The organism is Polyangiaceae bacterium (assembly GCA_020633235.1).
GTDB lineage: Bacteria > Myxococcota_A > Polyangia > Polyangiales > Polyangiaceae > JACKEA01.
In genome coordinates this window covers 622,414-635,065 of record JACKEA010000006.1, presented here as the reverse complement: position 1 = coordinate 635,065, position 12,652 = coordinate 622,414, and the positions used below count along the sequence as shown (strand labels likewise).

Genomic DNA, 12,652 nt, shown 5'->3' with positions numbered 1-12,652 from the left:
CCATGAACCGCCAGAAGCTCCGTGTACTTTGCGTCGTGGCTTTCTCCGGTCTGAGCGCGTGTGGCAGCTCGGACGATGATCCGGTCTCCGGAAGCGGCGGTTCGGCGGGGACCGGGGGCGCAGCGAGCGGCGGCGCCGGAGGGAACGCCGGCACTGCTGCAACTGGGGGAACGGCAGGTTCCGCATCCGGCGGCGCCAGTGGTGCGAGCACTGGCGGAACCGCTGGCGCGAGCGGCAACGCAGGCGCCAGCGGTGCGGGCGGCAGCGGCGGCGCGCCTCCGCTGCCCGGCTCGTCGATCACTGCCGCCCCATATGATTGCAAGTGCGACGGCAGCACGAACGCGAGCAGTTGCATCAATGCCGCGCTGGCGGACTTCGCGAACTGGAAGAATCAGACGCTGGAATTCCCGCAAGGAGCGACCTGCATCGCCGTCGCGCTCAACTGGAAGGATCCCGTCGGCACTCCGGGTGCGCCCTACGTCCTGCGCGGGAACGGAGCGACCATCAAGGCGCCGGATGGCTATCCCGTCGTCTCCGGCAACTGGCTGCTGCGCCTCGAAGGGGGACGCTACATCACGATTCAGGGCCTGAAGTTCGACGGGAACCGCGGCAACCGCACGCCAGCAGAGACGGTAGCGCACAACATCTACGTTCGCGGGAGCCAAGACGTCTTGCTCGACGGTATCCAATCGAGCGAAGCCGTGACGGACGGTCTCTATGTGGGTGCGTCGGATCAGGCGGATCCGAAGACGTATCCGCTGCGAATCACCGTGAAGGACCCCGTCATCAGCCACGCCTATCGCAACAACATCTCGATCATCAACTGCGACACGTGCGAGGTACTGGGCGATGGCAACGGCTCCCAGGCGTCGTGCCAGCTCATCGACGCCAAGGGCACCATGCCCCAGGCTGGAATCGACTTCGAGCCCAATCCGGTATCCGCGTCACCGGGGATCGTGAACAGCCGGGTGGAGGGCTGCTACATCGCGCACAACGAAGGCGCCTGCGTCATGCTCACTGCGGTCGCCGGTTCGGTCGACACGATCGTGAGAAAGAACACTCTGGAAGACTGCCGCCGGAACGCCGCCACGTGCGGGAGCGGCGTCATAGTCGGACACAAGGGCGCCCTCATCGAGGACAACGTGTTCAAGAACTTCACCATCGCCTCCACTTGCCGCAGCCTGGTCGACTTCGGCGCAAACGGAAGCAGCAACGTGACGAGCGCAACCGTTCGGAACAACCAGTTCCAGAACATCACCGGTGGTCGCATCTTGTACATCCACTCCGCCAACGCCGGTGGGCATGCCTTCAAGGACAACGTGATGACGAACATTGGCGTGTCCGCGTCCGGCGACTGGTGCAACGCGGGCAACACGCCGAATCCGAACGACATCTCCGGCAACACCGTAGACGGCAAGCTCCAGTCCCCGAACCCCGGGTGCCCCTGAGAGCAAGCTTGTTGGTCCGCCGCGGAAACGGCTCAGCGCGACGGTGGCGTGCTGCGAGGTTCCGCGCCGCACCGACAAGAGACGGAAGCGATTCTCAGAAACGCATCACGCCGCCGGCCCAGGTGAACCCGGCTCCGAAGGCGGCGTACAGCACCAGAGTGTCTTCCTTGATGCGCCCATCTTTGAAGGCGACGTCAAGGGCCATCGGGATGGTGGCGGCGGTGGTGTTGCCGTACTTCTCGATGTTGTGGACGACCTTTTCCTCGTCCAGCTCCAGCCGCCAGCCCACCAACTGATTGATCCGCATGTTGGCCTGGTGCGGGACGAAGAGATCCACGTCCTTGATGCCGAGCCCGGCCTTCTCCAGCGCCTCGAGGGCGACGGCGGGCATCTTGTCCGTTGCCCAACGGAACACCTGCTTGCCCTTCATCTTGGGGAACCAGCGGCCTTCGTCGAGCATCTCTTGCGTCATGCGCGGCATGTACTTGGAGCCCGGCGCCTCGATCCATAGATCTTCGGCGCCCACGCCGTCCGCGTGGAGGCATACCGAGAGCAGGCCGTGATCGTCGTCCTTGCTCTTGCCGATGACGGCAGCGCCGGCACCGTCGCCGAAGAGCACGGCGATGTCGCGACCGCGGTCCGTGAAGTCGAGCCCGGTGGAGTGCACCTCGCTGCCCACGAGCAGCACCTTCTCGTACATGCCGGCGCGCACCCAGGCGTCCGCGATGGACAGGCCGTACAAGAAGCCGGAGCACTGATTGCGGATGTCCAGGGCGGGCACGCCGGGCAAGCCCAACTTGTGACCGAGGAGGCATCCCGAACCGGGGAAGGTGTAGTCGGGGGAGAGCGTGGCGAAGATGATCGCGTCGATCTCTTCTTTCTTCACGCCGGCGTGCTCGAGCGCACGCTCGGTGGCCGGTACGGCGAGGTCACTCGCGCCGGTGCCGGACTCGGCGATGAAGTGACGCTCCTTGATACCGGTGCGTTGCTGAATCCACTCGTCGCTGGTGTTCATCATCTGGGCGAGGTCGTCGTTGGTGACGACCTTGTCGGGAACGAAGCTGCCAACACCGAGGATCGTGGACCGTGCCATGTGCTCAACTTTCGGGGCCAACGCCCCCTTCTCTTAGCCTGGCGGCCTGCTAACATGGGCTCATGGCGATTCGCAAGATTGCCCAGATGGGACACCCGGTGCTGCGCCGTCGCGCGGAAGAGGTCCCACCAGTGGAGATTCCGTCGCCACGCGTGCAAGCGCTCATCGACGACATGATCGAGACGATGCGCGACGCCGACGGAGCGGGCATTGCGGCGCCGCAAGTGCACGAGTCGGTGCGCATCTGCGTCATCGAAGTGGGCGACAATCCTCGCTATCCGGACTTTCCCGAGGTGCCCTTGCTGATACTGGTTAATCCAGTCATTCGCGCGCTCTCGGCTCCGGAAGAAACCATCACGCTGATGGAGGGTTGCTTGTCCGTCGCCGGCATCCGTGGTCGGGTCACCCGCCCCCGCAAAGTGCACGTTACCGCTCTGGATCGAAATGGCTCCCCCCTCGACTTCATCTGGGAAGGCGTCCCTGCCGCGGTCGTGCAGCACGAAACGGATCATCTCGACGGCATCTTGTACGTGGACCGCGCCGAGCCGGGTACGCTGGCGTTCCTCACGGAGCTCCAGCGCGCCGCACGGGCCGCGGAAAAAGACGACTGACCGCACATGAGACCATCACCGGGTGACGTCGTTGGCGGCAAGTACCGCATCGTCCGCTTGATTGGCGACGGCGGTATGGGTGCCGTGTTCGAAGCGCGCCACGAGCTGCTGGGCACCAACGTCGCGCTCAAGTTCCTGCACAGCGAGCTCAGCAAGCGGCCGGGTCTGGCGTCGCGCTTCCTGCAAGAGGCTCGCGTGTCCGCGCGCATCCAGAGCCCTCACGTCACCCGCGTGACAGACGTGGACCAGACGCCGGACGGCTCTCCGTTCCTGGTCATGGAGCTGCTCACCGGGGAATCCCTGCAGCAGCTGTTGGATCGCCGCGTGAAGCTGCCGAAGGATCAGGCCATCGATTTCGCGCTGCAGATCCTGAGCGGCCTCGAAGCCGCCCACGCCCTGGGCGTGGTGCATCGCGATCTCAAGCCGGACAACGTGTTCATCACGCCCAGCACCGGCGGTCCGTTGCTCAAGCTGTTGGACTTCGGCATCGCCAAGCTGCGGGAAGCGAACGAGTACCAGAAGGGCCTGACCCGCCCCGGCGCCATCATGGGGACGCCGGAGTACATGGCGCCGGAGCAGCTGTACTCGGCGGATCGCGTGGATCACCGCGCGGACCTCTACTCCCTGGGCGTGATGCTGTACGAGATGCTCACCGGCGAGCGGCCGGCCTACGGGGACGACGCCGCGGCGATCGTGTCCCAGGTGGCGGCGGGCAAGGTGAAGCGCATCACCGAGCACGACGCGAGCCTGGGGGAGGAGCTCGCCAAGGTCGTGCATCAAGCCATCGACCCCGAGAGCAGCCGTCGCTTCGACAGCGCCCTCAGCATGCGACTGGCCCTGGCGCCGCTGTCGGGGGAGCTGTCCCACGCCGGCCGCCTCGCCGCGACGCCCGCGCCCGCCGCGGTGATCCCGAGCCCCAGCGAGCCGCCGCCCAAGCGCCAGGACAAGACGGCGGATCTTCCTCCCCTCGAGCCCAAGGCGCCGAGTGACGAAGCGCCCACCCGCGGCGGCGTGGCCCCCACGCTCCCGCCGGACGACGACGCCACGGCGCCCGCGCCCCCCGCACCGATGGCGCCGGTCCCGGTGCAGCCCGCGCCGCCCCCCGCCACCGCCGTGGGCGGAGACGAGCCGCCCAAGGGCGGCACGCAAGAGGCGAGCAAGGAGCTGATCGCCGAGCTCGCCGCCCAGGGCGCCCGCGCCCAGGCCGTGCCCGCGCCGCACCAACAACAAATGCAAAGGCCCGCTCCCCCGCAGCAGGCCCACTACGTGTCGGCGGGCTACGGCGCTGCTCCGCCGCCCATGCCCACGAGAAAGCGCGGCGGAGGCGGCGCGATCATCGCGCTGCTCTTGGGCGTGCTGGTGACCGGCGGCGCCATCGCGCTGGTCGTGGTGCTCCGGAACAACAAGACCGACGACCCCACGCCCACCAATCCGCTGGGCGAGCCCACGCCCACCACCACCATCACGGCGCAGGGTCCGGATCCCAACGCGACCACCGACGTACCTCCGTCGCCCACGCCCTCTCCCACGCCAACGCCCGTCCCCACCAAGACCAGCACCGGCGGCGGCACCCCAGTGCCCAAGAAGGACGCGGGCACGGACGCCGGCAAGGCGGACGCGGGCACCACCGCGCCCTTTCCCACCTTCCCGCTGCCGAGCGGCTTACCGCCGCTTCCTTCGGGATTGCCCCCGTTGCCGACGTTCCCGCAGATCCCCGGGTTTCCACCGCCCAACGATCAGAAGAAATGATCGCCGGAAACCCAACGGCAACGTTGTTCGCGCTAAGACACGACCCGTGGAAGCCGTGACCGAGGCCACCCTCGAATACGTCCGCGAGTTCTACGCGTCGATGCCCGCGAGCTATCGCGCGCTGTACGACGAAACCGCGGCCAAACGCCACGCGCGCATCGCGCGGGATCGCGCCGGAACCGCAGCCAAAGTGGGGTTGCTCGACGCCAGCCAGGGCGCGCAAGCGGTTCTGTGCGTGGTGGCGGAAGATCGCCCGGGCCTACTGGCGACCATCAGCGCAGCCCTGGTGCTGTCCGATTTCGACGTGATGGACGCCGAGGCGCACACCCGCAAGACGCCGGTGGGCATCGCCGAAGCCGTGGATCTGTTCTGGATCCGTCGCGCGGAGCCCGAGCGTCGCGGCGAGAGCATTCGATCGGAGGAGGCCGCGAGCTTCGAGCAGCTGCTGTTGGACCTGCTGGAAGGCAAGCTGGATCTGAAGCAAGCCCGGGAACGCGGCACGGTTCCCCCGGCCGGCGGCGAAACCGTGGTGCGCTTTCTGGAGGACGCCGACGGCCAGCTCTCCACCTTGGAAGTGGAGACCAGCGACCGCTCCGGTCTGCTCTTGGCGCTGTCTCAGGCGCTGTTCGAGCAGAAGGTGACCATCGACGAATCCGAGGTGAAGACCTTCGAGGGCAAGGTGCGGGATCGCTTTCACATCGTGGAGCTGTCCGGTGCGCCCATCAGCCCGGAGCGCCGCCTCGAGATCCAGGTTGCCGTGATCGGCGCGCTGGAGCTGCCACGGAATCCCTCCTGACAACCGGCACTTCCGCTGCCCCGCGCCCCAATTTCGTGCAGCCGACGGCCGCCGTGGTAGGTCTTGGCCCATGACCGAGTACCCGCGGCTGGTCGCCATCGAGACGACCAATCACTGCAACGCGAAGTGCGTGTTCTGCCCGAACAACGCGTTGGCGCGCGACAAGGGTCCGATGGACGACGACTTGTTCGAGAAGCTCGTGGAGGACTGTCGACAGTTCCCGCTGGAAGCCATCGAGCCGTTCATCCAGGGGGACCCCTTCTCGGATCCCAAGATTTTGCCGCGTTTGGAGACGATCCATCGCCGCCTTCCAAAAACCAAGCTGCGACTCTATTCCAATGGCCACGCGATGACGCCCAAGCGCATCGACGCGCTGGCAGAGGTGGGGCTCGATCATCTGTACATCAGCCTCAACACCTTGGACCCGGACCGCTACGAGCAGGTGATGGGACTGTCCCTCCAGCGCACGCTCGATAACCTCGAGTACCTGACGGACCGCTCCCGTCGAAAGAAGGTCGCGCGGCGCATCACGTTCCGCATGACCCGTCTGGAAGACACCTCCGTGGAGGAGCAGACGAAGTTCGTGGAGTACTGCCGGGCGCACGGCGCGCGCCCGTTCATCGTGGGCCTGTTCAACTACAAGGGTGACGTGAACAGCAACTACTATCCGGTGCCCAGCTACGGCTGTGAGCACGTGGAGCGCCTGGACATCTTGGCCAGCGGCCGTGTCACCCTGTGCTGCATGGATCAGGACGGCGACTACGGCTGGGGGGACGCGCGGGAGTCGAGCGTGCTCGAGCTGTTCAACCACCCGATGGCGAAGCGCTATCGCGACATGCACCGCACCGGCAAGCGGCGGGACATCGATCCCTGCGGTACCTGCAACAACTTCTGGCCGAGCTTCCGTTCGCTGTCGACCATCGATGCCGTGCGCACGGGCATCGAGTACTGCAGCTACGTGGCCCGTCACCGCCCCACCGGGGTGAAGCGGCCGCTGAACGGCAAGAAAGAGCGCATTCCGGTCACCTCGCTGGTCACGCTGCGACGCCGGGACGACCTCTAGACCCCTCCCGCGCCGAAATGAACGTCGTGATCGACGCGCGGAGCGCCGACAGCCCGAGGAGCGGGATCGGCAACTACACCGCGCATTTGCTCCAGGAATTCCAGACCCAGCGCGGGGACGTGGAGATCACCGCCATTCGCCGAAAGGGTCGCGTGTCGCCCTCCGTGGGCCCGCGCTTCGGCGTGGTGGAATATCCGGGAGACACCAAGAGCGCCTGGACGCTGGGGCTCGGCCGCGCCCGCGCCCGCACCTTCCAAGAGGCGGATCTGTTTCATTCACCGGCGGATCTGGTTCCCCTCGGTCTCGACTGCCCATGGGTCGTCACCATCCACGACTTGATGTGGGTGCAGACTCCCGAGCTGTGCGCCAGCGCACGCGGCGAGCGCCTGGTGAACGCGGCCTGGTATCGCTGGCACTTCGGCCGCGCCATCCGCGGAGCGCGCCGCGTGATCGCCATCTCTCGCGCCACCGCCGACGCCATCGCCCAAGAGTATCCGAGCGAGCGGGACAAGGTGCGGGTCGTGCACCATGGGGTGGATCTGGACCGCTACTCCCCGGAGCGCGCGGGACCGCGTGAGGATCTGGACACGCTGGTGCCGCGCGACGTGAGCTACAGCCTGGTGGTGGGCCAGGGCTCGCCCTACAAGAACCACGTGCGGATGATCCGCGCCTTCGTGGAGGCGACGAAAGACCGCCCTCGAGAAAAGCTGGTGCTCGTGCGCCGCTTCTCACGCTCCGACCGGGAGATGCTGGAGCTGTTTCAGCGCCCCGAGGTGAAGGCCAAGGTGATTCAAGTCTCGTTCATCTCGGACGAGCTCTTGCTCACGCTGTACCGCCACGCGAACGCCCTGTTGTTCGTATCCCACGCCGAAGGCTTCGGCATGCCCGTGCTGGAAGCGATGGCCATCGGCACGCCGGTGCTCACCTCCCGCGCCCCGGCCCTGCTGGAGGTGACGGGCACGGCGGCGCTGCACGCCTCCGCCACCGATCACGGCGAGATGGTCGAAGCCATGCGCCGCCTTTCCACGGACGCCGAGCTCCGCGAAAAGCTCCGCGCGGCCGGCCTCGAGCGGGCTCGCGAGTTTTCCTGGGCGGCCTGCGCGCGGGCCACCCTGGACGTGTACCGCGAGGCCGCGTCCTGACGCCCCCGCGCACAGCTGCTATACAGGAGCGGTAGCCATGAGCGACGGCGCCCCCAAACCCAAGACGGAAGCGCTGCCCCAAGGTGGCAAGCCCACCGCGGAGATGACGGCCGCCCCCAAGCCGAGCGTTTCCAAGACGCTCACGGACGACGGCGGCGCGCAGGCCGAGCTCGCGGACGCGCCCTGGCTCAAAGGGGGCAAGACGATGCCCGGCGAGCCGCCGCTGATGGACGTGGCGTTCCCGCCGCCGCAGCGCCCGATGCCGCCGATGGCGCCGCAGCCGCAGCCGATGATGGCGCCGGGCATGGCTCCGGGGATCGCGCTGCCCCCGCCGCCCCCGCCGGCAATGCGCAAGCGCGGCGGATCGGGGCTGCTCATTGGGTCCTTGGTGGGACTGCTCGCGCTGCTCGGCGGCATCATCGCCGTGGTGCTCATCGTGCAATCGCGCGACAGCAGCGACGAAGCTCCGCCGCAGTCGTTGGATCTGCCGGCAGGGGCCACCACCGAGGTGAAGCCGGAAGCGACGGTCGAGCAGACGGTGGACACGCCGCCCCCCGAGACCGTGGAGCAGCCCGTCGCCGTGACGCCCGCACCCAAGGCGACCACGGTGTACACCTCCAAGCCCAAGCCGACGGTCACCGCCACGCCGCAGCCCACCGTCGCGCCGCAGCCGACGACCACGACCGCGCCGCAGCCGACCAGCACCACGCCGTCCCTGCCGCAGCCCACGTCGCAACCCACGCTGCCGCCGCCGCCCACGCCGCAGCCGACGACCAAGTCCACCGGCGGCCGCCTGAAGCTGCCGAAGAAGCACTGAGCGTTTGCTTTTGTCGGGGCGGCGCGAGCCCCGTCAAAACGCCATCCGCGTCGGGACGGAACCGCGCCGAGCCAACAAACAAACGCAGCCATTGCGCGAAGCGGCGTGGGAAACGCGGCATCTGGAACGGCACGTGGCTTGCAGCGCCGGAAGCATGACCTTGGCGCGGTTTTCGGGTGTGGTGTTGGCTCTGGGTCTACTCGCGTGCTCGAGCGACCCGGAGGTGACCCAAGGGAAGTCCAAGTCCCTGGTGCTGCTGTACACCTCGGACGAGCACTCTCAGCTGTTCGCGATCTCGCCGGAGCTGGACGACTATCCGTTGGCGACCACGGAAGGGAGCGGCGAGCTGGTCGGCGGCGTCGCGCGGCGCGCGGCCCTGTTCGAGAGCGAGCGGAGCGCGGCCCAGGCCGCGGGCAAGAGCGTGCTCACGGTCAGCGCGGGGGACAACACCATGGGCACCCTCGCGGTGGTCGGCTTCCGCTCCGACGGCATCGACTACGGCACCATGGTGAAGCTCGGCTACGACGTGACGACGTTGGGCAACCACGAGTTCGACTACGGTCCGGACGCGCTGGCGGAGTCGCTGTCGGCAGCGAAGGCCGGGGGCGGCGCGCCGCCCATCGTCGCGAGCAACATCCACTTCTCCGACACGGACGCGGCGGACGACGCCCTCGCGGCGCACTTCAGCGAAGATGCGACGGACGGCGCCATGCTGCACCGCACGCGCATCGTGACCACGCCGGAAGGCGTGCGCGTCGGCTTCGTCGGCTTCGTCGGCGTGAACGCCTCCGACGTGGCGCCCAACAAGGCCCCCGTCGCGTTCTCCGAGCTCGGCGTGGAGGCGGACCAATCGAACGACCCGGACGTCGTGCTGCCCAAGCTGTACGCGGAGCTGCAGCCGCTGGTGGACGAGCTGCGGCCGAAGGTGGATCTGGTCGTCGCGCTGTCCCACGCCGGCGTGCAGAACCCGGCAGCACCGGACAACGGCGAAGACACGCTGATCGCCGAGCACGTCGCGGGCATCGACGCCATCGTCAGCGGCCACACGCACAACAGCGAGGCCGAGGCGATCATGGTGCAGGGCCCCGATCGCGAGGTCGCGATCTTGAACGGGGGGGCGCGCGGCGGAACCGTGGGGCGCGCGGAATGGAAGCTCGGAAGCGGCGGCGCCGTGTACCAGCCCGACGGCCACGCCATGGTGGGAGTCGACGATCACCTCGTTCCGTCCACGGATCTAGTGGACGTGGACGCCCTGCTCGCGTCGCTGGAGAAGGCGGGCACGTTGGACGGCAAGTCGTACCTCGAGGGCTTGCTCTCCCGCGTGGAGGGCGCAGACGTGATGGACGACCCAGCCAAGCCCGGCGACCTGTACTTCCGCCCGCTGGGCAGCACCAGCTTCGACGTGTGGGACACCCACGCCGTGCTGTTCCTGAGCGCCGACGCGCAGCTCAGGGCGATGGACGCGGTGGAGCCCGTGCAGATGGGGCTGCAGTCCGCCGGCGTGATCCGCAGCCGTCTGCGCGCAGGGAAGACCGGCGTGATCAGCGCTGCGGATGCCTTCGACGTGGTGCCGCTGGGCGCGAGCCCGCTGGACGGAACCGTGGGCTACCCGCTGGTGGTGGCGCGGCTTTCGATCTTCTACGTGCGCGGCATCTTCGAGTTCTCCGCCGCGTGGGGTCCCGAAAACAGCGACTTCGACCTCGCCCCCGCCGGGGTGATGGTCGAGTACGACTGCTCGCGCCCGAAGGTGGAGCAGGTGACGGATCTTCTCGACGCCTCCAAGGGCATCGTCGAAAAGATCTGGATCGACTCGGATCACTCGAACGGAACGGAAGACTACGATCTCCTGATCTGGGATCGTACGGATCCTTCGGTGTCTCCCAAGGAGCCCATCAGCATCGTGACGTCGAGCTACATCTGCCAGTTCGCCGACGCCGTGGGCGCCACACCGCTGGGCGCCGATGGCAAGCCCACCACCTGCGCCGACGCAATAGTGAAGGACGCCGAGAACCGCGAGATCAAGGAAGCGCAGGCTTTCATGTCCTTGCTACGCTCGTTCCCCAGCGGGATCCCCGCGCTGTATGACTCACAGTCCAGCGCGAGGACCGCGCGCTTCGGCGCCTTCCCGGCCTGTCACTGACACTTGCCGGGGTTGTCTGCAATGGCACACAAGGCGTTGCAGGGACACACGTTGGCCCCCACGCACTTCTGTCCCGCAGGACATTCCTCGTCCGCCCAGCAATAGGGGGGCTCGGACTTCTTGCACACCGAGTTTGCACACACGGCGCCCGGGCCGCAGGCCGCGCTGCTGGTGCAGCAGGCGGGGATCACGCTGGTGCACCAACCCATCTGCCCGCCGCAGGCGCACACGGCGCCGCAGGGACAAATGCACGCGCCCCCACAGGTTCCCCCGTTGCAGTCCGCATCCGTCCAGCACTGACCGGACGGAGGCACCTGCTCGCAGTTGCCCGCGACGCAGGTGAGCGGGACGTTCGGCTTCGTGGTGCAGTCCGTGTCCTTGGAGCAGCACTGCGGCGCGCCGTCGCACTTGCCCAGGGTGTCGCCCTGGTAGCAGTCCATCTCGCAGGGGCACACGCTGCCGCCGATGCAGGCCGCGCCGCCGCAGTCCTTGTCGGCCCAGCACGACCCTGGCGCCGGCACCTGCTTGCAGCTGCCGTTGATGCACTCGAGCTCGAAGCCGGGCTGATCCGCCTGCGGGCAGTCGGAGTCCGTTGCGCAACAGAACGTCGCGCCGCCGGTGCCTCCGCCGCCGACATTGCCGGTCCCCGCCATGCCTCCACCACCGACGTTGCCGGTGCCGCCCGTGCCGCCGCCGCCGACGTTACCGGTATTGCCCGTGCCGCCGACGTTGCCGGTATTGCCCGTGCCGCCGACATTGCCCGCGCCCGCACTGCCGCCCGTCTGGAAGTCGATTTTGGTGGAGCCGCCACAACCGACGAGCACGAGGCCCGCCGCGCCCAAGATCAGCCAACGCATGAGAGGGCCGCTGTGCAGCCGCCGTGCCACCCCGGTTTTCCCGCTATTTCTTGGGTGTTGGTCCGGCGCGGCCGACTCGAGGATCGGGGCTGTGCCAGTGGCACACTCAACGTTTCGACCGCGCACGCCCCAGCTCCTGCTGCACCTTGTACAGATACACGTCGCCGGGTACCGCGACCCGATAAGCGACGGACCACTTGTGGCCATTGAAGCCCACGGGCTGACGCGACGCCAAGGATCCCAAGAAGGCGTCGAGCTCGCTCTGGTAGCGCCCCGGGATGCGGTGCTTCACGGTCCCAGATTCTGGAGGTGCCACCTTGGGCGGCTCGGGCAGGGACGCGGGCCAGGGCTTGGGATCGCCCGGCGCATGCTCGTAGCCCCAGAGCATCACCTCCAGAGTTTCCGGGTGATAGGCGTGCTCACCCGAGAGCTTCAGATCTCGCAGCGCTTCACAGGCGGACTGAAAGCCGGCGGCGGCCTTGTCGCGCCCCTTCGCCCGACATCCCGGTGCCATGCCGTACACGCTCCGGAGGATCCAGCCCTTGCCCGTGTCCACCACGATGGTCGTCGTGGGTTGGTCGGTGGCTCCGTAGATGCTCTGCCGCTCCGCTACCGGCAAGAGCTCGGACGAGACCCGATCGATCCATGCCTTCGGCGCTTCCACGCGGCCCTCCCTCTGCTTCCGAATCACCGTGCCGTCGTCGTAGACGACCACCGCCGGAACCTCCGAGCCGATCACCATTGCCCATGGGTCTCGTTCGTACACCGCAATCTTGGGCTTGCGCTCGAGGCTCGGGTCTGACGCCACGACGAGGGGAGGAGCTTGCGGGACGGTGGTCACCGAAGGGGTCGGCGCAGGCTTCTTGTCGTCGCCGCTTCGGTGGCAAGCGGTCAGCGCGGCGAGCACGATCACGGGCGCAAGCTTCACGTCGCCAG

General features: G+C 67.7%; 11 protein-coding genes. 8 read left to right on the top strand and 3 right to left on the bottom strand.

Annotated features, from left to right (window positions below):
• Window positions 1–2: 2 nt before the first annotated feature.
• The gene (locus H6717_32580; GenBank protein MCB9581814.1) at window positions 3–1,448 is read left to right on the top strand and encodes a hypothetical protein; all 1,446 of its coding nucleotides are present in this window, start codon (window positions 3–5) and stop codon (window positions 1,446–1,448) included.
• A gap of 94 nt (window positions 1,449–1,542) precedes the next feature.
• Here the strand turns inward: H6717_32580 and H6717_32575 are convergent, their stop codons facing one another.
• A complete protein-coding gene (locus H6717_32575) occupies window positions 1,543–2,541 on the bottom strand; it encodes a ketoacyl-ACP synthase III (GenBank protein ID MCB9581813.1) in 999 nt (332 codons plus the stop codon).
• Window positions 2,542–2,603: 62 nt separating this feature from the next.
• Here H6717_32575 and def point away from each other — a divergent pair, with 62 nt between their 5' ends.
• From def to H6717_32540, 7 genes are all read left to right on the top strand, one after another.
• Window positions 2,604–3,152 carry a peptide deformylase gene (def, locus tag H6717_32570; protein ID MCB9581812.1) on the top strand — a complete coding sequence of 183 codons (549 nt, stop codon included), beginning with the start codon at window positions 2,604–2,606 and terminating at the stop codon, window positions 3,150–3,152.
• Between the two features lie 6 nt (window positions 3,153–3,158).
• Window positions 3,159–4,901: a protein kinase gene (locus H6717_32565; GenBank protein MCB9581811.1), complete on the top strand. Its 1,743-nt coding sequence runs from the start codon at window positions 3,159–3,161 to the stop codon at window positions 4,899–4,901.
• 46 nt (window positions 4,902–4,947) lie between these two features.
• Window positions 4,948–5,697: a hypothetical protein gene (locus H6717_32560; GenBank protein MCB9581810.1), complete on the top strand. Its 750-nt coding sequence runs from the start codon at window positions 4,948–4,950 to the stop codon at window positions 5,695–5,697.
• 70 nt (window positions 5,698–5,767) lie between these two features.
• Window positions 5,768–6,760, top strand: a complete 993-nt coding sequence (locus tag H6717_32555; GenBank protein ID MCB9581809.1) for a radical SAM protein — start codon at window positions 5,768–5,770, stop codon at window positions 6,758–6,760.
• Between the two features lie 17 nt (window positions 6,761–6,777).
• The gene (locus H6717_32550; protein MCB9581808.1) at window positions 6,778–7,902 is read left to right on the top strand and encodes a glycosyltransferase family 4 protein; all 1,125 of its coding nucleotides are present in this window, start codon (window positions 6,778–6,780) and stop codon (window positions 7,900–7,902) included.
• A 37-nt stretch (window positions 7,903–7,939) separates the two neighbouring features.
• Complete coding sequence (locus tag H6717_32545; GenBank protein MCB9581807.1) at window positions 7,940–8,719, top strand: hypothetical protein; 780 nt, start codon at window positions 7,940–7,942, stop codon at window positions 8,717–8,719.
• 133 nt (window positions 8,720–8,852) lie between these two features.
• Window positions 8,853–10,859 carry a CapA family protein gene (locus H6717_32540; GenBank protein ID MCB9581806.1) on the top strand — a complete coding sequence of 669 codons (2,007 nt, stop codon included), beginning with the start codon at window positions 8,853–8,855 and terminating at the stop codon, window positions 10,857–10,859.
• Here H6717_32540 and H6717_32535 read toward each other — a convergent pair.
• Window positions 10,853–11,716 (bottom strand): hypothetical protein, encoded by an 864-nt coding sequence (locus H6717_32535; protein ID MCB9581805.1) that lies wholly within the window; start codon window positions 11,714–11,716, stop codon window positions 10,853–10,855. The two genes, H6717_32540 and H6717_32535, sit on opposite strands and share 7 nt — an antisense overlap.
• Window positions 11,717–11,822: 106 nt before the next feature.
• Window positions 11,823–12,644: a hypothetical protein gene (locus H6717_32530; protein MCB9581804.1), complete on the bottom strand. Its 822-nt coding sequence runs from the start codon at window positions 12,642–12,644 to the stop codon at window positions 11,823–11,825.
• Between the last annotated feature and the right edge of the window lie 8 nt (window positions 12,645–12,652).

What these genes read in the sequence shown, in the direction of transcription:
- H6717_32580 (MCB9581814.1), top strand. Translation starts at nt 3, where the DNA reads ATGAACCGCCAGAAGCTCCGTGTACTTTGCGTCGTGGCTTTCTCCGGT.
- H6717_32565 (MCB9581811.1), top strand. Translation starts at nt 3,159, where the DNA reads ATGAGACCATCACCGGGTGACGTCGTTGGCGGCAAGTACCGCATCGTC.
- H6717_32535 (MCB9581805.1), bottom strand. Translation starts at nt 11,716, where the DNA reads ATGCGTTGGCTGATCTTGGGCGCGGCGGGCCTCGTGCTCGTCGGTTGT.
- H6717_32555 (MCB9581809.1), top strand. Translation starts at nt 5,768, where the DNA reads ATGACCGAGTACCCGCGGCTGGTCGCCATCGAGACGACCAATCACTGC.
- H6717_32575 (MCB9581813.1), bottom strand. Translation starts at nt 2,541, where the DNA reads ATGGCACGGTCCACGATCCTCGGTGTTGGCAGCTTCGTTCCCGACAAG.
- H6717_32545 (MCB9581807.1), top strand. Translation starts at nt 7,940, where the DNA reads ATGAGCGACGGCGCCCCCAAACCCAAGACGGAAGCGCTGCCCCAAGGT.
- def (MCB9581812.1), top strand. Translation starts at nt 2,604, where the DNA reads ATGGCGATTCGCAAGATTGCCCAGATGGGACACCCGGTGCTGCGCCGT.
- H6717_32550 (MCB9581808.1), top strand. Translation starts at nt 6,778, where the DNA reads ATGAACGTCGTGATCGACGCGCGGAGCGCCGACAGCCCGAGGAGCGGG.